Origin of the sequence: Nitratiruptor sp. YY08-10 (genome assembly GCF_016629565.1) — a bacterium.
Taxonomy (GTDB): domain Bacteria; phylum Campylobacterota; class Campylobacteria; order Campylobacterales; family Nitratiruptoraceae; genus Nitratiruptor.
This window is the reverse complement of the sequence record NZ_AP023057.1, coordinates 479,802-498,362: the sequence shown is the minus strand read 5'-3', so window position 1 is coordinate 498,362 and position 18,561 is coordinate 479,802. Positions and strand designations below refer to the sequence as shown.

21 protein-coding genes are annotated in these 18,561 nt (G+C 37.3%); 10 read left to right on the top strand and 11 right to left on the bottom strand.

What is annotated here, in order from left to right; all coding sequences use genetic code 11:
- Window positions 1–4 precede the first annotated feature (4 nt).
- From JG735_RS02845 to JG735_RS02835, 3 genes are all read right to left on the bottom strand, one after another.
- On the bottom strand, window positions 5–229 hold the full coding sequence (locus JG735_RS02845) for a hypothetical protein (protein ID WP_201335328.1): 225 nt from the start codon (window positions 227–229) through the stop codon (window positions 5–7).
- 86 nt (window positions 230–315) lie between these two features.
- Window positions 316–975 (bottom strand): response regulator, encoded by a 660-nt coding sequence (locus tag JG735_RS02840; RefSeq protein ID WP_201335327.1) that lies wholly within the window; start codon window positions 973–975, stop codon window positions 316–318.
- Between the two features lie 69 nt (window positions 976–1,044).
- Window positions 1,045–2,526, bottom strand: coding sequence for a hypothetical protein (locus JG735_RS02835; RefSeq protein WP_201335326.1), 1,482 nt, complete (start codon window positions 2,524–2,526; stop codon window positions 1,045–1,047).
- 202 nt (window positions 2,527–2,728) lie between these two features.
- Between JG735_RS02835 and groES the strand changes: the two genes are divergently transcribed.
- A complete protein-coding gene (groES, locus tag JG735_RS02830; protein ID WP_201335325.1) occupies window positions 2,729–2,998 on the top strand; it encodes a co-chaperone GroES in 270 nt (89 codons plus the stop codon).
- A gap of 14 nt (window positions 2,999–3,012) precedes the next feature.
- Window positions 3,013–4,656, top strand: a complete 1,644-nt coding sequence (gene groL / locus JG735_RS02825) for a chaperonin GroEL (RefSeq protein ID WP_201335324.1) — start codon at window positions 3,013–3,015, stop codon at window positions 4,654–4,656.
- On the opposite strand, the gene JG735_RS02820 is transcribed toward groL, so the two are convergent.
- The 4 genes from JG735_RS02820 to JG735_RS02805 are packed head-to-tail and all read right to left on the bottom strand — an operon-like array spanning window position 4,653 to window position 8,192.
- Window positions 4,653–5,384 carry a glycerophosphodiester phosphodiesterase gene (locus JG735_RS02820; protein WP_201335323.1) on the bottom strand — a complete coding sequence of 244 codons (732 nt, stop codon included), beginning with the start codon at window positions 5,382–5,384 and terminating at the stop codon, window positions 4,653–4,655. The genes groL and JG735_RS02820 overlap by 4 nt on opposite strands.
- A complete protein-coding gene (locus JG735_RS02815; RefSeq protein WP_201335322.1) occupies window positions 5,371–5,892 on the bottom strand; it encodes a YtfJ family protein in 522 nt (173 codons plus the stop codon). Before JG735_RS02815 ends, JG735_RS02820 begins: the two co-directional genes overlap by 14 nt.
- A 9-nt stretch (window positions 5,893–5,901) precedes the next feature.
- Window positions 5,902–6,543, bottom strand: a complete 642-nt coding sequence (locus tag JG735_RS02810) for a copper resistance protein B (protein ID WP_201335321.1) — start codon at window positions 6,541–6,543, stop codon at window positions 5,902–5,904.
- Entirely contained in the window at window positions 6,540–8,192 is a 1,653-nt protein-coding gene (locus JG735_RS02805) for a copper resistance system multicopper oxidase (protein WP_201335320.1), read from the bottom strand. The genes JG735_RS02810 and JG735_RS02805 overlap by 4 nt, the downstream gene beginning before the upstream one ends.
- Before the next feature lie 52 nt (window positions 8,193–8,244).
- Here JG735_RS02805 and JG735_RS02800 point away from each other — a divergent pair, with 52 nt between their 5' ends.
- Window positions 8,245–9,237, top strand: a complete 993-nt coding sequence (locus JG735_RS02800) for an FAD:protein FMN transferase (RefSeq protein WP_201335319.1) — start codon at window positions 8,245–8,247, stop codon at window positions 9,235–9,237.
- On the opposite strand, the gene JG735_RS02795 is transcribed toward JG735_RS02800, so the two are convergent.
- The 4 genes from JG735_RS02795 to JG735_RS02780 are packed head-to-tail and all read right to left on the bottom strand — an operon-like array spanning window position 9,176 to window position 11,811.
- On the bottom strand, window positions 9,176–9,559 hold the full coding sequence (locus JG735_RS02795; protein ID WP_201335318.1) for a hypothetical protein: 384 nt from the start codon (window positions 9,557–9,559) through the stop codon (window positions 9,176–9,178). The genes JG735_RS02800 and JG735_RS02795 overlap by 62 nt on opposite strands.
- Window positions 9,556–10,020, bottom strand: a complete 465-nt coding sequence (locus JG735_RS02790; protein ID WP_201335317.1) for a hypothetical protein — start codon at window positions 10,018–10,020, stop codon at window positions 9,556–9,558. The genes JG735_RS02795 and JG735_RS02790 overlap by 4 nt, the downstream gene beginning before the upstream one ends.
- Complete coding sequence (locus JG735_RS02785; RefSeq protein WP_201335316.1) at window positions 10,020–10,589, bottom strand: FMN-binding protein; 570 nt, start codon at window positions 10,587–10,589, stop codon at window positions 10,020–10,022. The genes JG735_RS02790 and JG735_RS02785 overlap by 1 nt, the downstream gene beginning before the upstream one ends.
- Window positions 10,534–11,811, bottom strand: a complete 1,278-nt coding sequence (locus tag JG735_RS02780) for an outer membrane beta-barrel protein (RefSeq protein WP_201335315.1) — start codon at window positions 11,809–11,811, stop codon at window positions 10,534–10,536. Before JG735_RS02780 ends, JG735_RS02785 begins: the two co-directional genes overlap by 56 nt.
- Window positions 11,812–11,941: 130 nt before the next feature.
- Between JG735_RS02780 and JG735_RS02775 the strand changes: the two genes are divergently transcribed.
- Genes JG735_RS02775 through JG735_RS02745 form a run of 7 tightly spaced genes read left to right on the top strand, consistent with a single transcriptional unit; the run spans window position 11,942 to window position 18,559 of the window.
- Window positions 11,942–12,178, top strand: a complete 237-nt coding sequence (locus JG735_RS02775) for a PqqD family protein (protein WP_201335314.1) — start codon at window positions 11,942–11,944, stop codon at window positions 12,176–12,178.
- Window positions 12,175–13,182, top strand: coding sequence for an ATP-grasp domain-containing protein (locus JG735_RS02770; RefSeq protein ID WP_201335313.1), 1,008 nt, complete (start codon window positions 12,175–12,177; stop codon window positions 13,180–13,182). The genes JG735_RS02775 and JG735_RS02770 overlap by 4 nt, the downstream gene beginning before the upstream one ends.
- A 10-nt stretch (window positions 13,183–13,192) precedes the next feature.
- Window positions 13,193–14,524 (top strand): alanine racemase, encoded by a 1,332-nt coding sequence (locus JG735_RS02765; RefSeq protein WP_201335312.1) that lies wholly within the window; start codon window positions 13,193–13,195, stop codon window positions 14,522–14,524.
- A gap of 4 nt (window positions 14,525–14,528) precedes the next feature.
- Window positions 14,529–16,544: an urea transporter gene (locus tag JG735_RS02760; protein ID WP_236584204.1), complete on the top strand. Its 2,016-nt coding sequence runs from the start codon at window positions 14,529–14,531 to the stop codon at window positions 16,542–16,544.
- Window positions 16,534–17,142 carry a lipopolysaccharide assembly protein LapB gene (locus JG735_RS02755; RefSeq protein ID WP_201335310.1) on the top strand — a complete coding sequence of 203 codons (609 nt, stop codon included), beginning with the start codon at window positions 16,534–16,536 and terminating at the stop codon, window positions 17,140–17,142. Before JG735_RS02760 ends, JG735_RS02755 begins: the two co-directional genes overlap by 11 nt.
- Complete coding sequence (locus JG735_RS02750) at window positions 17,139–17,732, top strand: winged helix-turn-helix domain-containing protein (protein WP_201335309.1); 594 nt, start codon at window positions 17,139–17,141, stop codon at window positions 17,730–17,732. Before JG735_RS02755 ends, JG735_RS02750 begins: the two co-directional genes overlap by 4 nt.
- Window positions 17,729–18,559 (top strand): hypothetical protein, encoded by an 831-nt coding sequence (locus JG735_RS02745; RefSeq protein WP_201335308.1) that lies wholly within the window; start codon window positions 17,729–17,731, stop codon window positions 18,557–18,559. The genes JG735_RS02750 and JG735_RS02745 overlap by 4 nt, the downstream gene beginning before the upstream one ends.
- Window positions 18,560–18,561: the final 2 nt, after the last annotated feature.

Genomic DNA, 18,561 nt, shown 5'->3' with positions numbered 1-18,561 from the left:
AGATTTACGAGTCAAAGTGAATCTGTTCTCGAATCGTCAATCTTTGCAATTTTTTCTCATCTTTCTGTTTGGTTTCTTGGAACCAGTATGGATTTACCCACTCTTTTTGATCTTTAGAGATCACATTGGCATTGAGTCTTTCTTTGCTATCCTCTTGAAACCAGTATGGGTTGATCGTATCGGCAGACAAAAATGCAACTATAAACAAGATTCCGAATATCACTCTCATGATTCTCTCCTTCTTCGTTTGATGTCGAAGGAATTATAGATAAAAAACGTTCCAAAAACGTTCTAAAATGTCACTTTTTTGTCACATTATTGAAGCATGCATCCAATACCAGGAACGCTTTTGAGACAATCTTTTGAGAGTTTTGAGCGAAGTCTATGTATGAGCGTTCTACGTGTCGTTTCACTTACGGGTTTCTGGGGCCACAGTTCATATTCGATTCTTTCAAAGGAAACAAGTTTTCCTCTGTTTTGAAGAAGCAGATGAAGCAACTCTCTCTCTTTTTTTGTCAACGCTATTTCTTGATCCTCTTTTTTCAGCACCGATCTGTTTTTATCATACTGTACGCCTTTACACAACTCCAATATAGTATTATCAAAACGATTTTTACCTAAAGCAAGATTGATAGCTGCATAGAGTTCGGGTCTTCGAAAAGGTTTGATCAAATATCCGTCAGGTTGACAATCAAGTGCTTCGCGAAGCGTTGTTTGATCCGAATAGGCTGTTAGAAAAATTATAGGTATATCAAACTCTTTCTTTAACATCCTGCATGCATCGATACCATTCGTACCATTTGCAAGATAGATATCCATAATAATCACATCCGGCCTGCTTTTTCGCACAGCCTCAATAGCATCATTCGCATCGTCTGTTATCGCTGTACAATCAAAACCGACCTGTTCTAGCGCACTTTGGATTTCAAAAGCAACGAGGCTTTCATCTTCCACTATCAAAATTCGTTTTTTCATAAGCTGCTTTTACATGTATAATTTTTTTGTATTCAATAGTACATATAGATAGATTATAAAAAAATTAAATTAAAATAAATTTAGCAAACTTTTCGCACCTATAGGAATTTTATTTTTCAATCTCTTTTCCAATTTCTGTTTTACTTGTTCTTTCAATAGCGCTTTTGCATCAATGGAAACTTTAGGTGATTTGAGCTTGCCTTTGATTGTAACAAAAACAGGTTTTTTCTTGATTTCTACTCTCAATTTAGCATCAACAAACTCTTTTTCCAAATCCACAAGAGCGTTTTTTGAACTGATATGTGTCAATCGACTCTGCATATCAAGATTTGAAATAATTCTTTTTTTGTTGATGTCACTCTTTATCGTTGTCACTTTATACACTTCCCTTGTAATATCAAATTTTGCTATTTGCTGGAGCAAAAATGTCATTTGGTTTGGCAAAATTCTCCCATCATACGCTTGGGCTAAAAGTTTTCCTTTTTGTGCAGCAATGTCATAGTGCACATCTGCTTCCATTACAGAATCGAACACTTTCGGATAATAAAGCATATATGTTAAAGCCGTTACTTGGATATTTTTGAGTTTTACATCCAATTTCGTATTCTTCAAAACGGCATCCACCCTGCCTCCAAGTGTTTTTGAATGAGCTGTCACAATGAAATCTTTTGCTTTTTGTACTTTACCGGTTACTTTAATTTTCCCGCGCATTTTTTGATTTGTTACAAAATAGAGTTTAGAGAGATTTGGGATATTGACAATATATGGGATAGTAAGTGAATCTTCTTTTACGTTATATATAATTGAATCCATTTTTGCTGTTGCTATATTGGAATCAAATAGGATGTCCGAGACAATTGTCTGCCCTTGCAATACACTTTTTTGATCAATACTATAAACAATTTTTGCATTTTTGATACCAAACTCTTTTTCGATCGCTTGTTCATTGACTCTTCCTTGCGATATATGTGAAACTATGACACCCTTAAGATTATCTGATTCGAGGCTCTCAAGCTTTATATCGCTTGTCAGTTTCCCATAAGTACGTACAGGCTGATATACCATGTATTGCAACTTTGCCAAATCGGCATGTTGTATAACGGCTTGAAGAGCTTTAGGTTCTAACTCTTTTATGGTTATTTGATAATTCGTTGCACTTTTCGCTATATCGCTTTTTCCTTTGATCATAAAATTGTCTATATTTCCCTGAACTGTTCCAGAAGTATTCAATGCTCCCCGTATCTTTTGATGATGCAATGGCTGCAAAGCTGCCAAATCAACGATTTTTATCTTATATTTGATATCGAAGCTTCTTTGGAAAGGATTGACATTTCCTTTTGCTATGATTGAAGATTTTCCTATTTGTACTACTATATCCATCGGAGCAATTTGAAATTTCTGCAAAACAACTTGTACCGGAAGCTTTTGATTGAGGTAATTTTCTACTTTCGGTTGCAAAAACCGGTTTCCGCTTTTCGTAAAAAGCAACCAATAGATGCCCCCTCCAACTACAACTAAAAGAACTAATAAAACCAGTACTACCTTTTTCATCTCCGTCTCCTTCGTAATAGCTATACATTATATCGTAAATCAAAACCTGTTTTTTTATATTACAATTATAAAAAATTTTAGTCATATTGATATAGATTTAATGATATCAATAGCTTAGTTTAAGCTATATTTAAGTATTTTATATGTAAAATTTTGGCACTAAAAAATAGTAAGTGATAAAAACTTAATAAAGGAGGCCGCAATGAATTTCCAACCACTTGGAAACAGAGTTTTAGTAGAGAGAGTAGATGAGCCTGAAAAGACACCATCTGGAATCATTATTCCTGATAATGCAAAAGAAAAGCCACTTGAGGGAAATGTTTTGGCAATAGGTCCTGAAGTTGAAGAAGAGGGACACATCAAAGTTAGTGATAGAGTTGTTTTTGCGAAATACAGCGGAACAGAAATCACGCTTGAAGGCAAAGAGTATCTGATTTTACAAACAGATGATATTTTAGGAATTTTGAAATAAGAAGGGGGTGAAAAATGGCAGCAAAAGAGATTCATTTTAGTGATATTGCAAGAGGAGAACTTTTCGAAGGTGTTAAAAAACTGGCAGACGCTGTAAAAGTTACTATGGGCCCACGTGGTCGAAATGTTTTGATTCAAAAATCTTTTGGTAGCCCAAGCATCACTAAAGACGGTGTAAGTGTTGCAAAAGAGATAGAACTACCAAACACTGTTGAAAATATGGGTGCACAGCTTGTAAAAGAGGTTGCAAGCAAAACTGCCGATGAAGCGGGTGATGGAACAACTACCGCAACAGTACTTGCATACAATATTTTCAAAGAAGGTTTAAGAAACATTACAGCCGGTGCAAACCCAATCGAAGTAAAACGCGGTATGGACAAAGCTGCTGAAGCGATTGTTACTGAACTCAAAAAAATCGCAAAAGAAGTAAAAGATAAAAAAGAGATTGCACAGGTGGCAACAATCTCTGCAAACAACGATCCAAAAATCGGTGAGTTAATCGCAGAAGCGATGGAAAAAGTTGGAAAAGATGGTGTAATTACAGTTGAAGAAGGCAAATCGCTTCAAGATGAGCTTGAAGTCGTTGAGGGTATGCAATTTGATAGAGGATACCTCAGCCCATACTTTGTAACTGATACTGAAAAGATGGAAGCAGTACTTGAAAATGCATATATCTTGCTTTACGATAAAAAAATCAGCAATATGAAAGATTTGCTTCCAGTACTTGAAAAAGTTGTTCAAACTGGCAACAAACCACTTCTCATTATCGCTGAAGATATCGAAGGCGAAGCACTTGCGACACTTGTTGTAAACAAACTACGAGGTACACTCAATGTATGTGCTGTTAAAGCGCCAGGATTTGGTGACAGAAGAAAAGCGATGCTTCAAGATATTGCGATCTTGACTGGTGGTCAAGTGATCAGCGAAGAAGTTGGTAGAACTCTTGAGAGCGCAACACTAGAAGATCTTGGACAAGCTGATAGAATCGTAGTAGACAAAGAAAACACTACAATCGTTGGCGGAAAAGGCGACAAAGCAGCAGTTGAAGCAAGAATCAAAGAGATTAAAGCACAAATCGAGCAAACAACAAGCGAATATGACAAAGAAAAACTTCAAGAGCGACTTGCAAAACTTGCTGGCGGGGTAGCAGTTATCAAAGTTGGTGCTGCGACTGAGACTGAAATGAAAGAGAAAAAAGACCGAGTAGATGACGCATTGGCAGCTACTAAAGCAGCTGTTGAAGAAGGTATCGTTATCGGTGGTGGTACTGCACTTGTTCGAGCAGCGAACAAAGTAAATCTTGATCTATGCGGCGATGAGAAAATCGGTGCTGAAATTATTCTTAGAGCTATCAAAGCACCTCTCAAACAAATTGCTGAAAACGCTGGATTTGATCCAGGTGTTGTAGCAAACAATGTTGAAAATGCTGAAAATGAAAACACTGGATTCAACGCTGCAACTGGTGAATATGTAGATATGTTTGAAGCTGGAATTGTAGATCCAGCAAAAGTTGAGCGAGTAGCATTGCAAAATGCAGTATCAGTTGCTAGCCTGCTTCTAACCACAGAAGCGACTGTCAGCGAAATCAAAGAGGAAAAACCTGCAGCTCCTGCTCCTGATATGGGCGGAATGGGTGGAATGGGCGGAATGGGATTCTAATCCCTTCCCGCATCCATCTTTTCTCTTAACTCCAAAGCCATACTTGGAAAATCCGTGGCTACAACATCCACACCTTTTTCAATACACTCCATCATCAAAGACTCTTCATTGACCGTCCAAGCAACCACTTTCAATCCCAGTGCATGGGCAAATCGATTTGCTTTTTGTGTCGCTATCTTGTAGTGAGGCAAGACAAAATCGGCTCCAATCGCTTTTGCTTCTTTGATTTTTCCAGGTGGCTTACTGTAAACAAGACCAGCGGTAATCTGAGGATCCATCACTTTGGTTTTTTCAATCACCTCTTCATAAAAACTGATGATCGCAACCCACTCCTTTACTCCCTGTTGCAAAACCATCTTGATAACCTGTTCAGTAATTTCAGGTTCTTTGACCTCTAAAAAGAGCCCGCATCTACCGCCAACTGTGTGTAAAGCATCATTGAGTGTAGCAATTGGCTCTTTTCCAAAGACTTTATACTTTTGCAACTCATCAAAATCCACATCGTGCACTTCTTGCATGATGCCTGCAATACGAGTTAAATCCGGATCGTGTAGCAAAATGAGTCTGCCATCTTTAGTACTTCGAATATCCACTTCGATAATATCGGCTCCTATGGAAAGCGCATACTCAATTCCTGCAACTGTATTTTCGACACTCTCTCCTCCTCCGCCACGATGCGCCACGATACCAAAAGGCTTCATCGATAATTTTTCTTTAATGAGACTCATTGATAAGCTCCTCTAAAATATGTAAGGCCCTCTCTTGCTCTTGTTGTGACAATTTCCCATGCTCGATATATCGAACCCTTCCATTTTGATCAAAAATTATCACCACTTGATCGTTATCCGGCAGGTGCCATGCATGAACCAAAACTTTTTTGTTGTCCTTGACATATATGGTATATGGATACTTTTTCTGTTTTGTTTTCAATATGGCATTCAATAAAAAATTAGGAATCCAGGTCGCAGCCATATTTATGATAGCAATGGAGACATACCTGTTCCTATCGAAGTTTTTTGCTTTTACCTTTTCAAAAAAGGGTTCATTCAGATTCCTCTTATCAGGATCCGAATATATAATCAAGTAGACTTTCCCTTTTATCGAAGCCGTATCAAAAACACTTCCATCAATTTTACCGCCTTTATCTTTTTCCAGTATAACACGTTTAGGAATCGTTCCTATCTCCAATGCCATCAAAAAACATACAATTGTAGAAAGCATAAAAACCTTTTTCACCATAACCTCCTAAAACCAAAACCGAATGCCTACAACAAATCGATCTTTCACTTGGCCCTCTTCTCTTTTCAAACCACCAAAATTTCTGGTAATAGAATATCCAATATAGGGAGCAAACTCTCTTTGTATTTCATAACGCAATCGAAAACCAACGGTTATGTCATTGAGTCCTTGAAAAATGCCAGCTTTTTCAATGTCTTTGCTAAAGATTCTACTCTCAACTCTTGAATTTAAAATGAGCCTTTGTGTAAAGAGCGTTTCATATTCAAAATCAAAATCAATTCCCACACCTCCTTCGCCAAAAAGCAGTTTTGTTCTCGTCTCAATAAAGTAAGGAGCCAGCCCCATAAGGGTAATTTCACCAAAAGTGGCTCCTTTGTCTTTCGTATCGTGTTCCATTCCAATTTGTAGATCGAAAAATGGAGTAATAGTATGGGAAAAGACGATCTCGTTTTCCTGCTCTTGGCTATCTCCCTCGCTATACAGATAGATTTTATTCGCATCATACCCCATAAAAAAACTGGCATCCCAAGAAGGTTTGCCTTGTGATGAGGCTTCAAACTGATCGACTAACATCTGATACCGAAAGATATCTCCGCCTCCAGCAAACATGAATGTAACCACCAACAATAATACAACAAACTTTTTCATGACAGCACCTTTACTTCTCGAAACATCCCACCCATGTGATACAGAAGATGGCAGTGAAAAACCCATCGTCCTGTGGCATCCACATTGACTCGCATACTCAGTTTACTGCCCGGCTGCACATTGACGGTATGTTTTCGCAAAATTTTTCCATCTGCTATTTCGATATCACTCCACATACCATGAAGATGCATCGGATGATTCATCATAGTATCATTGATAAACGTTATTCGCAGTCTTTCGCCGTAACGAAACTGCAAAGGTTTTGATTCGTAGTAAGGAATCCCGTTTATTGCCCAAATATAGCGCTCCATATTGCCCGTTAAGTGCAATTCGATCTCACGATCAGGAAATCTGTTTTCGAGATTTGGCGTATGAAGATCAGCATACGTTAAAACTTTTCTTTGAACGCTTCTCAGTCCAACTCCCGGATCATCAAGTCTATACATAGCGCCCTTTGCTTCCATCGTCCAAGCAATTCCCTTTTTCATAGGCAAAGGGGTCTTTGGAATCTTTGTTTCATGAGCCATTTTTTTCTTCATACGATTCATTTTCATCCCATCCATAGCCATACCCATATCCACCATAGAGAGAGGTTCATAGGGATAGAACTTCGGTATAGGAGCTCTTTTTTGAGGTGAAGTGCTCAATATTCCATACACATACCCATACCGATCAATACTTTGAGCAAATATGGTATAGGCTTCTTGCGTTGGACAAACCAGTACATCATAACTTTCAGCCACCGCGATGCGAAGATCATCCACCTCAACCGGTTCAACAGGCACGCCATCTGCAGCAACGACCTTCATTTTCAATCCGGGAATTCTCACATCAAAATAGGTCATTGCCGATTGGTTGATCAGTCTCAAACGAACCTTTTCACCAGGTTTAAAGAAAAAATAGGCTGGATTTTTGTTTGTATGTTCGTTGATGCAGTAGGTATACGTATAGGCAGTCACATCAGCAAGATCTCTATCATCCATACGCATCTTATTCCACATTGCTCGTCTTTGCAAAGCTTTTGCAAATCCAAACTGCTGTACCTCTTTTGCAAAATCGAAAACGGTTCTTTTTTGAAAATTGTAGTATCCGCTTTGAAGTTTTAACTTTCTATATATGGAATCTGGATCTTCGTCACTCCAGTCGTGAAAACCGACCACATAGTCTCTATCGGCATCTATATCGTCATCAATCACGATTGCCCCGTGTAAACCAGTCTGTTCTTGAAAACCGCTGTGAGAGTGATACCAGTAGGTACCGTTTTGCTCTACCTTGAACCGATACGTAAAGCGCTCTCCTGGCATAATACCAGGGTAACTCACACCCGGTACTCCATCCATCGTATAGGGCAAGATGATACCGTGCCAATGCAAAGAGGTGGGCTCATCAAGATGGTTAGTCACGTGAATCGTAACGATATCACCCTTTTTCCATTTTAGCGTAGGAGCCGGCAACATGTCGTTCACAGTGGTTGCTATAACAGGCTTGTCGCCAAAATGTACCCATGTCTTTTTAATATGTAAATCAAATTCGTCTCCTTCAAGAACTTGTGTCGGCTGATGATCTGCGATATCCTTTTTGGCAAGAGCAGGAGTAACAGCGATAAGACTAAAGAGTGCGCTACTTCGCAAAAAATCTCTGCGTTGCATTGTTCATCCTTTTATGGTATCTTCAAACATTATAATAAAGAAAGTATGGAAAATGCGTGTAAAAACCATATTGCTGCTCTTTTTTTTCTCTTTGTCACTTTTCTCGGCACCCATACACAGAGAGCAGGTAGCCATGGGCACTTTTGCATTTATCACTCTTGATCAAAAATACTCTTTTGCAACATCTATCTTTTTCCAAACACTCAAACAAGTAGAAGCTTCCCTCTCCTCTTTCCCAAATGGACTTGTATACAGACTCAACCATCACCGCTGTATCCAAACAGATCCAATAGTGCAAGATGCCATAGAAAAAAGTTTGTACTACTACAAACGAAGCGATGGTTACTTTGATATTACAATCGGATCGCTAACAAAACAACTTTTTGGCTTTGGCACTTCTCAAGAGAAAATCCCAACAATTAAAGATCTCAAACAGGCAACTCTTGGCGTTGATGGCATTCATATGGATCAAAATAGCATTTGCCTGGATAAAGCCATCATGATAGATCTCGGTGGTATGGGAAAGGGATACGCTATCGATCTTGCAGCAGCGAGACTTAAGAAAATGGGTGTTCAACAAGCAGTTTTTGGTCTTAGTGGCGATATTCGCTGTCTCGGAGAGTGTCAAGTTAAAGTACAAAACCCTTTTGTATCTGAAACTGTAGCCATCATTCAATCAGACTCAAAAGATTTTGCAGTATCGACCAGCGGAACATATAGGCGCTATATCAAGGATACCCGTTACAATCACCTCATAGATCCTAAAAGTAGAAGATCACAAAAATTGATCGCCTCGGTTACATTGGCAGGGAGTCGACAAAACGCATTTTTAGATGCAATGGCCACAGCAATCGGTGTTATGCCTTTAAAGAAAGCATGGATGTTTGCACATTCTCTTAAAAACATCGATTATCTTATTATCTTGGAAAACGGTACGATGATAAAACATGGCAACAGAATTTCTATTACCAAACCAACCGGTTTTATCCTTTTTCCTTCAACCGTATCAGCATATATACGCTTACTGCAGCAAACTGCAGAGTGAATAGAAAAGAAAATAGAAGATGTATACTTGTTTGATTGAGTAGTAAAGCCATCTGATCAATAAAAGCAAACCCAAAAAGAAGCATACTCCATCGCAAAAATGTCTCGCTATTTTTCATGAAAAGAAAAAAATGGAGTATCACAAACACCATCACAGACATAGAAAAAAGATGGGGCGTAACAATCTGTAAGGAGTGTCCAAAAGTGTGTGATTGCCAAATTCCGTTCATAAAAAAAAGAGTTACTCCAGACAGTACTATGGCAATTGTAAATACTCCAATCCAAAAGATAATTGCCTTGTAACCAGATTCGATATATTTCATGAAAAATTGAGCCCCCATACCGTTTTAGCAGCCATATAAAAAGCCACTAAATGCCAAAATACTTCGCATATTGCCCACGCAAATACTCCACCAAGTCCCCATAAAGGAATCGCTAAAAAGAACATTTGAGAAAAGAGTGCCGTTATAAAAAGAAGATGTATATATTTATTTCTCTTTTCATAGAGGCGTATAAAACTTGCAGCAATAATACTAAGTACAATAACAATAAAAAAGAGATTGGTATGCACCTGTAAAAGAATCTCTTCAAAAGGCAAAGGCTCAATAAAAAGTTCCTCATTTCCCATAATCGTTGCTAATACACTTTCAGGATTCCACCCATACTTCCACCCATACAGTAACAGATGTGAAACGAGTGAAAGCATCATCAAACTCAGTAAAAATGTGAGCAAATATCGCATAGACGCGTGTTTTCGGATATCTTTTATCACAAAAAAACGCATTACTTCCCTTTTATGGCAATTTCATATATTGCCAATGCGATTCTTGCCCCATCTACAACGCTTCTAGCAGACATCGTCGCTCCTGTGATTTTTGGAATATCCCTTCCAACCCTCAAAGGATCTTGCAAACTCTTTCCTTCTACCAGTTGAATCCAGCTCTTTTTTGGTTCATATTCAGGGGGTTCGGCAAAGGCAAGAATCTCAATCTGTTTTAAAGTTCCATGTTCATCTATAATATATAAAATAGCCGCTTTTTTGGTTCGAACCTTCTGAGAAAGCACTATAGCTGTACAGACACGTTTCTTTCCATTCATAGCTTGATAGTATCGAACAACTTTGGATTTGATTCTTTTTTTTGCCAACTTTTGTACGGCAAGAAACTGCTGTTTATCCAGTAAAAGTGTCTTTTTCTCTACTTTTTTCGCATCTGGACAAGAGAGCAAAAGGATCGAAGCTATATCGATTCCTTTTGCATACATAGTATGAACAGATAAAACGAAAAATAGTAGCATTTTAGAAAATGAAACCAAGCCCGAGGGAAACCGTATCGACTTTGTCACTGCCATCATTATTGTCCTTTATCTGATAATCTGCTTTCAAAACCACTTGCTCATGTGGATAAAAATTGAAACCAAACGTCCAGTTTTCAATATCATTCATCTCGTTTTGCCCATTGGCTGTCTCTTTGACGGGATTGTAGTTTTCATATTGTATGAAAACAGGAAGACGAAAAGAAGAACCCACCAAGCTCAAAACATCATATTCCGCATTAAGATAGTACCCTTGCGCTTTTTTAGGTGCAGAAGGTGCTATATTTTTGGCATTATCCAAAAAGGCTTGCGTAAAAAGTCCTCGAAACATAAAAGCATCTTTTTGATACATCGCGTGTAGATCATAAATAAACAAAGAAGTATCAGGTACATTTGTTTTTGCGTTTGAACCGCTGCCATAGTAAAAGGACCCTCCTACCGTCAATCCTTCTACGCCACTATAGTCCAGTCGTCCGGTAAGAGCAAGTTTTTGCATCGTCGCTTTATTTGCTGAGCCCCATCGACCATTCCGTATCCATTTTTTTCCTGAAGCAGCGGCATCTGCATTGTTCGCATTTAAAGCATTGATGATACCGATATGGTAGTCAAAATCGCTCTTGCCAATTTTTCCATACGCTATGACACCGGTTTCACTCCAAGTACTTGGAATGATATATGTTTCTGTTTCTGGGCGCAAAACAGTAGGAAAGAGCGTTGGTTCATGCTTTTGGTTTACAAGTCCGACAGGAACAAGCTGGTTTCCTACTCGCACATTAAGATTTTCACTCAATAAAAAATCAAGATACAAAAACTCTATTGCAACTTCCTCGCCACCATGCTCAAACTCAAGCTCACTGTTCAAAACGATCCAATCATTAAATTTATAACCGATATAGGGAACAAAACGATACACATCTGTAATTGCCTTTTTCCCACTACTGTCGGCCCAGTACAACTCTCCATACCCACCAATTGACAGAGGATTTTGCGTATAGTAGACTTTTGATGCAGCAGAACCAAGTCCACTGTGACTTTTTGATATATCTACCGTCTGAAACCACCCTTCACTTTGAATCGTTCCAAGCTCTTCGAGCATCGTTTGGGAACGTTCTTCCTGCTTTTGCTGTTTCATCTCAAGTTCCAAAATTCGCTCTTGCATCTTTTTCATTTGAGCTTTGAGCTCCTCCAGTTCTGAAGAAAATGCAGGTAGACTCATGGCAGCTACCAATGATAAAGGAACAATTTTTTGTAAATATGACATCTCATTCTCCTTATTTGAAATTGATTATCATAATTGTACTTATTATTTCTTATATTTTTTTGAATTTTTATTAACACTCCATTAACCTCATATCCTTATAATTTTCGAAAATCGTGACAAAGGAGCAAATATGTTGATCGATGAGATCGTTTTTAACGACAAAGAAATGGGGTTTATTCCAAGTATCGGTGTATCGTTTCAAATTAATGAAACCGGAAAAAAAATTATTGAAAAATTCAAAGAGGGAAAAAGTAAAAAAGCTATAGCGCAAGAACTTTCTCAAGAATATGATGTACCTTGGCAGGAAATTTATATCGATGTGGAAGACTTTTTGCAAAAAACAAAAATTTATGGATTAATCCAATGAAGATAGCCATCAGTGGTTTGAATAATTCCGACAATCCAGCACCAGGAATTGGAGTTGCCAAGAGTCTTTTACAATATCCTCTCATAGGACTAAGCTATGATCCTACAGAACCGGGTATCTACCAAGATATCTTTGAACATGTCTACTTGATGCCCTATCCTTCGCTAGGTTTTGAAGCACTGAAAGAGAGACTTGAATATATCAAAGAAAAAAGTGAGATCGATATACTCCTTCCCACTCTCGATGCGGAACTTCCACAAATTATCAAATATCAAAATGTTTTACAAAACTTGGGTATTTCTACATGCGTTCCAACCACTGAACAGTTTGAATTGAGAGAAAAGAAAAACCTTCAAAAATTGTGTCAACAAATCGATATCAAACATCCTTTCACGATCGAAATCGCCTCTTTGGATGATCTGATCAATGCAACAAAAACTATCGGCTTTCCTATCTTTATTAAAGGAAACTACTACAAAGCCTACAGAGCTAACAGCTTGGATGAGGCGATCGAATACTTTTATAAAATATCAAATGAATGGGGTTTTCCTCTGCTTGTACAAAGCATCGTCAATGGTGAAGAGATCAATTACGTAGGCGTTGCCAAATATGGTCAACTCCTAGGGGGCGTAGGCATTAAAAAATTGACTACGACGGATCTTGGAAAAGTATGGAGTGCAGTAAGCATCAACAATAAAACACTTCTTGAGAGTGTACAAAAATTTGTTCAAGAGACAAACTGGCACGGTCCGTTTGAGTTCGAGGCTATTTATAGTACAAACGAGATCTATCTGATAGAGATCAATCCCCGTTTCCCAGCATGGACCTATTTCGCAACCCAGCTTGGCATCAATTTGCCTCAGATGGTTATCGATATTATTTCCAACCATCCAATAGAGCCAAAACTCACCTATCCCGAACAAAAAATGTATATGCGGTATGTAGAAGAGAAAGTGTGCGACTTCTCTCTTTTTAGCAAACTCATTCAAAACAGCGAACTGTAAGGAGTAAACAATGTATCAAAAACCGACCATAATCAAAATCGACTATACAAATACACAAAAATCGGGCGCTTTTGGAAATCCACTAAAAACACAAAAAGTGCGTAGCGAAATCGATGGTGTTTTGATAGAAGAGTTAATTGAACGATATGGCTCTCCTCTTTTTGTTTTTTCTCAAAACAGTATAGAAGAGAAATATCAAGAGTTCAAACAAGCCTTTACATCCAGATACCCGGAAGTGGAGTTTTGGTGGAGCTATAAAACCAATTATCTCGATGCTATTTGCCAGATTTATCATAATCTTGGATCAAAAGCAGAAGTTGTCAGTGCTTTTGAATACGATAAAGCAAGAAGATTGGGTATACCGGGTAAAGATATCATATTCAATGGTCCATATAAGCCAAAAGAGGCGCTGAAAAAGGCGGTACAGGAAGGAGCCAAAATTCATATCGATCACTGGTATGAGATAAACGATCTAGAAGCAATTGCTGATGAACTAGGCATTGAGATTCCCGTTGCAATTCGCTGTAATATGAATACAGGTATCTATCCACAATGGAGCCGGTTTGGTTTCAATATAGACAATGGGGAAGCATATGATGCAATAGAGCGTATATATGAAGGGAAAAAACTCTACATTACAGGGCTACATGCTCATATCGGTACATTTATGCTTTCTGCACATGCATATGCGGAAGAGACGAAAAAACTAATAGAGTTAAAAAATAGAATTTCTACAGATTTTGGATATGAAGTAGAATATATAGACATTGGCGGAGGATTCGCAAGCAAAAATAGGCTCAAAGGCATCTATCAACCACCTGAAGTTGTCGTTCCAACACCTGATGAATATGCAGAAGCTGTAACTGGAGCGATTTTTGAATATAACGAAGGTAATCTTCCGAAACTCTTTTTAGAAACAGGGAGAGCCTTGATAGATGAAGCTGGCTATCTTTTAACATCCGTTTTTGCTGCCAAAAGGTTACCTGATGGGAAAAAATCGTATATTGTCGATGCCGGTGTCAATCTCTTGTACACTGCATTTTGGTACAATTTCGACATCGTTTTGGATAAACGCTATGAAGGTTTAAATGAACCATCACAAATCAATGGACCTTTATGTATGAATATCGACACAATTGCTGAAAATATCATGCTTCCTCCATTGCCTCGTGGCTCTATTCTCTCTATTTGGCCCGTAGGTGCATACAATATCACCCAATCAATGCAATTTATACAATACCGTCCACGAGTTGTCTTGATCGATAAAGAGGGCTCAACACATCTCATCAGGGAAGCAGATGATTTAGAATATGTTCGAGAAAAAGAGATTCCTCTCAAGTAAAAGTATGAAACAGATTATTCGTCTTTTCCCAAAATCCTATATATCGATTCTGTTCTTACGGGAAGTAAAAGCAGGAGCTATTTTAATGCTCCTCTCTTTTTTACTTCCAAGTGTCGGTTTTTTGGGCTTGGTCGCTATCATTGCTACTATCTTGTTTGCGGAACTAACTGGATTGAGAGAACACTATCTCAAATATGGTTTTTATCTCTATAACTCTTTACTCGTCGGTATGGGGATAGGATTTTATTATGAAATATCTATACTATCAATATTTCTTACTTCTTTGCTAGCAATTTTGACATTCTTGCTATCCTTTGGCCTCAATCGTATATTCATCCATTACGCTTTACCGATCCTATCCTTACCGTTTGCCCTTGTAAGTCTTCTTTTCTATTTGGCTTCACTCAAATATACAACTTTGCTATCCAATGTGTTGCATCGCTCACCACTTTTCGATATCCAACTCCCATTTGCTCCTTTTTTTCAATCACTAGGCACGATTTTCTTTTTGCCATATACCATCGCTGGTGCTATCATCGCCTTCATCATACTTTACTATTCACGAATTCTATTCTTTTTAGCTGTTAGTGGATACCTTTTCGGTATAGCAGTCCACTCTCTTTTTGTTCCCATCTCAAGCGCTATACACTCTTTATACAATTTTAACTATATCCTTATAGCAATGGCCGTTGGAGGCATCTTTTTGGTTCCCCATATCAGAAGTTATCTTATAGCTTTTACAGCTGTCGCTGCATCAGTGGTTATGATTGATGCTATGGAAGTCTTTTTCAATCTCTACTCTTTACCTGTATATACACTCCCTTTTAATATTATCACTCTACTGATCATTCTTCTCACCTTTGGTGGTGGATATATCTATTTCAATCATGATATTAAGGGAACACCTGAACGATCACTGGAGCATTTTCTTTCTACACTGTACCGATTTGGAGGCAAGTCAAGAAAAATCTATCTTCCTTTTTCTGGAACATGGAGCGTATACCAAGCTTTCGATGATGAGTGGACCCATAAAGGAAAATGGAAATATGCATACGATTTTGTCATCAAAAAAAATGGAAAGACTTATCGAAATGATGGACATTTTCTAGAAGATTACTACGCTTATGGAGCATCCGTTCTTTCACCAGTAAATGGATATGTGGTCGATATACAAAATGATTTGCCAGATAATCCTATCGGCACTGTAGACAGACTAAACAATTGGGGAAACTATATTATTATTCGAAGTCTTGAAGGTTTTTATGTAGAAATATCCCATCTTATGCAACACTCCATTCAGGTACAAATAGGTGCATATGTAGAAGCAGGTGAAGTGATAGCAAAATGCGGTAATAGCGGCTATTCTCCTGAACCTCATATCCATATACAAGTTCAAGAATACCAAACTATAGGAAGTGGAACTGTTCCTTTTGTATTTCATGAGTATATCGTCAATAGCAAACTCGTCTTTTATAGTCTCCCGCGTAAAGGTGAAGAGATTCTTGCATTGCCAACTGATATAAGTATGAAACAACGTTTAACATTTATTCTAGATGAACAATATCGCTATACAGTGGAAAAAAATGGAGAAAAAATTGATTCATTTACAATTACTGTCAAAATGAATGATAAAGGGGAGTTTTATTTTGAAGATGAACAGTTGAACCGACTCTACTTCTATCAGACCCAAAGACTCTTTTATTTTTATAATTATGAAGGAAAAAAAAGTTATCTCCAGCTTTTTTTTCTGCTTGCTCCCAAAATTCCTCTCATAAGAGATGACATATGCTATAACGATACTTTGCCACTCTATTTACGATATTCTCCTATGAAAAAAATGTTTATAGAGTTTTTAATCCCTTTCTCTTATAAACTTTTTTTTAATAAAGTTGAATACTGCCACAAGCAACTCCACATTCATTCCACATTTGGTATGGTACAGTTTTCGTACTATGAAAAGGGATTTGCACTTCTGCAAAGCAGATCTATAACTATCAAAAAGGAATCAATTGAAGTGTAGAAAATGTATACTCTTACTTTTGCCGTTATTACTTTTTGCCCAAAGTTTTGATCAAATTAAAATTAAAAACCTCTATTATCAATCATACAATTATGAAAAAACGGGCAATTATAAAGATGCAATTCGTGTCCTTATCCCTTTATATAAAAAATTTCCCAAAGGATATACTATCAATCTTAGGCTTGGATGGCTCTTTTCCCTCAATAAAGAGTACTCCAATGCTATAAAACATTATGAACAAGCTTCTTTGATACTCCCTTCTGCACTAGAACCAAAACTCGGATTGATGCGTACCTATCTTTCTATAGGAAATTATAAAAAGTGTCTGGAAATGGGTGAAGGAATTGTACGAATAGATTATTACAACTATTATGCAAACTATTATGAAGCAGTAGCATTACGATATCTGAAAGATTTCAAAACGGCACTATCAATTACCCACAAAATGTTACGTCTATATCCAACAGATACAAGGTTTTTAACAGAATTAGCATTTATAGATGTCGCTTTAGGAAAAAAGAGTGATGCAAAAAAGATTTTTGAAGATATATTGATTTTAGATCCAAACAATATCACGGCAAAAGAGTTTTTAGAATGATAAATGTTGCAGTACTAGGTTTGCAACAGCCTCTTCAAAAAGAGTTTTATTATTATCATGATGAGGATCTTTTTTTAGAAGACTGGACAAAAAAAAGATTTGATATCGTCATTTTTCATCTAAGCTATTTGCAAACAATAGTAGATTTACAAAAAGTGTATGATTTTTACCGCATTGCAGTATATGAACATTTAGACTACTATATATATAAAAAAGTTTTGCAATATGCAGATTTTGTGTATGATTTTTATGAACTATGGAAAATACCTTTACGAGTACAGAAACTCAATACACAAATTACGAAATTAAAAAGCAACATCTTTCAATATAATGATCTTCTATTTAATGCAGAAACTGAGCAACTTTATAAAGATAAAAAACCGATTAAATTATCTCCCGGTGAAAAGGAACTTCTTAAACTCCTTATTAAAAATAGAGATAGAGTACTCTCCAAAGTAGAAATTGTGGAAGAATCTGAGACAATTTCTAGTCTGGAGAGCATTAAAGTGTTTGTATCACGCCTTCGCTCTCTTGGTTTTGAGATACAAAACCATAAAAATCAGGGTTATCAACTAAAGGAGACAACATGAAAAAGAGTATTTTAGCTCTATCGGCTGTATGCAGTTTTGCGCTCGCACAAGGAAGTTCTCTTGTACCGTACTTTTCATATATCGACTACGATAAAGCGACAAGGGACAATGCCAGTATTATGGGATTGTATGCAAGTCACGGTAATACCCAATACAAGATTGAAACAGATGTTGAATATTTCACTTTGGACTATAACGACAATACCCCTACGTATAGACAATGGGACTGGACAATAGTAGGTAACTACTATTATGGATCAAATGTTGCACTTCGTGCAGGTATTCACAATATTTTCATTGATCAAACCAATAATAACAACGATTATGACAAAGTGCTTTTTGCTGGTGTAACGTACTATGTACTCAACCAATATAGCATGGGAATTGATTACTATTTTAGTGATTATGACAATTTTGAAGTTCACCAATTTACACCAAAAGCTACCTATACGCTGAACTCTTTATCACAGGAGTATGGTGTCATCACATTGGAAGGAAAAGTGAATTTCATTAAAATTTCCAATTCCGGTTATACTACGAAAGACAATTACACAAATGCCGATTTTGATTTCTACGATACAAAAGGACCATGGACGACACATATCGGTTTCAATATAGGTAAAAATAGTTATAAAGTAGCCAAAGACGGCTATGTCGTTTATAACCTTGGAGCTGAATACAAATACGGTATGGGGATCGATTTAACTTACGCTTTTTCTCATAAGGACTATTTGAAAATTGGTTATAACAGAAGTAAATTTGATGAAGGAAGCGATAAAGGGGCCTATTCGAATATCTTTTTACTCTCATATAGTAAATCGTTTTAAGA

Excerpts from the sequence above, each read along its gene's own strand:
- JG735_RS02805 (WP_201335320.1), bottom strand. The coding sequence starts at position 8,192 with ATGCAACGCAGAGATTTTTTGCGAAGTAGCGCACTCTTTAGTCTTATC.
- JG735_RS02750 (WP_201335309.1), top strand. The coding sequence starts at position 17,139 with ATGATAAATGTTGCAGTACTAGGTTTGCAACAGCCTCTTCAAAAAGAG.
- JG735_RS02835 (WP_201335326.1), bottom strand. The coding sequence starts at position 2,526 with ATGAAAAAGGTAGTACTGGTTTTATTAGTTCTTTTAGTTGTAGTTGGA.
- JG735_RS02845 (WP_201335328.1), bottom strand. The coding sequence starts at position 229 with ATGAGAGTGATATTCGGAATCTTGTTTATAGTTGCATTTTTGTCTGCC.
- JG735_RS02770 (WP_201335313.1), top strand. The coding sequence starts at position 12,175 with ATGAAGATAGCCATCAGTGGTTTGAATAATTCCGACAATCCAGCACCA.
- JG735_RS02775 (WP_201335314.1), top strand. The coding sequence starts at position 11,942 with ATGTTGATCGATGAGATCGTTTTTAACGACAAAGAAATGGGGTTTATT.
- JG735_RS02840 (WP_201335327.1), bottom strand. The coding sequence starts at position 975 with ATGAAAAAACGAATTTTGATAGTGGAAGATGAAAGCCTCGTTGCTTTT.
- JG735_RS02800 (WP_201335319.1), top strand. The coding sequence starts at position 8,245 with ATGCGTGTAAAAACCATATTGCTGCTCTTTTTTTTCTCTTTGTCACTT.
- JG735_RS02760 (WP_236584204.1), top strand. The coding sequence starts at position 14,529 with ATGAAACAGATTATTCGTCTTTTCCCAAAATCCTATATATCGATTCTG.
- groES (WP_201335325.1), top strand. The coding sequence starts at position 2,729 with ATGAATTTCCAACCACTTGGAAACAGAGTTTTAGTAGAGAGAGTAGAT.
- groL (WP_201335324.1), top strand. The coding sequence starts at position 3,013 with ATGGCAGCAAAAGAGATTCATTTTAGTGATATTGCAAGAGGAGAACTT.
- JG735_RS02745 (WP_201335308.1), top strand. The coding sequence starts at position 17,729 with ATGAAAAAGAGTATTTTAGCTCTATCGGCTGTATGCAGTTTTGCGCTC.
- JG735_RS02780 (WP_201335315.1), bottom strand. The coding sequence starts at position 11,811 with ATGTCATATTTACAAAAAATTGTTCCTTTATCATTGGTAGCTGCCATG.
- JG735_RS02765 (WP_201335312.1), top strand. The coding sequence starts at position 13,193 with ATGTATCAAAAACCGACCATAATCAAAATCGACTATACAAATACACAA.
- JG735_RS02790 (WP_201335317.1), bottom strand. The coding sequence starts at position 10,020 with ATGCGTTTTTTTGTGATAAAAGATATCCGAAAACACGCGTCTATGCGA.
- JG735_RS02795 (WP_201335318.1), bottom strand. The coding sequence starts at position 9,559 with ATGAAATATATCGAATCTGGTTACAAGGCAATTATCTTTTGGATTGGA.
- JG735_RS02785 (WP_201335316.1), bottom strand. The coding sequence starts at position 10,589 with ATGATGGCAGTGACAAAGTCGATACGGTTTCCCTCGGGCTTGGTTTCA.
- JG735_RS02810 (WP_201335321.1), bottom strand. The coding sequence starts at position 6,543 with ATGAAAAAGTTTGTTGTATTATTGTTGGTGGTTACATTCATGTTTGCT.
- JG735_RS02820 (WP_201335323.1), bottom strand. The coding sequence starts at position 5,384 with ATGAGTCTCATTAAAGAAAAATTATCGATGAAGCCTTTTGGTATCGTG.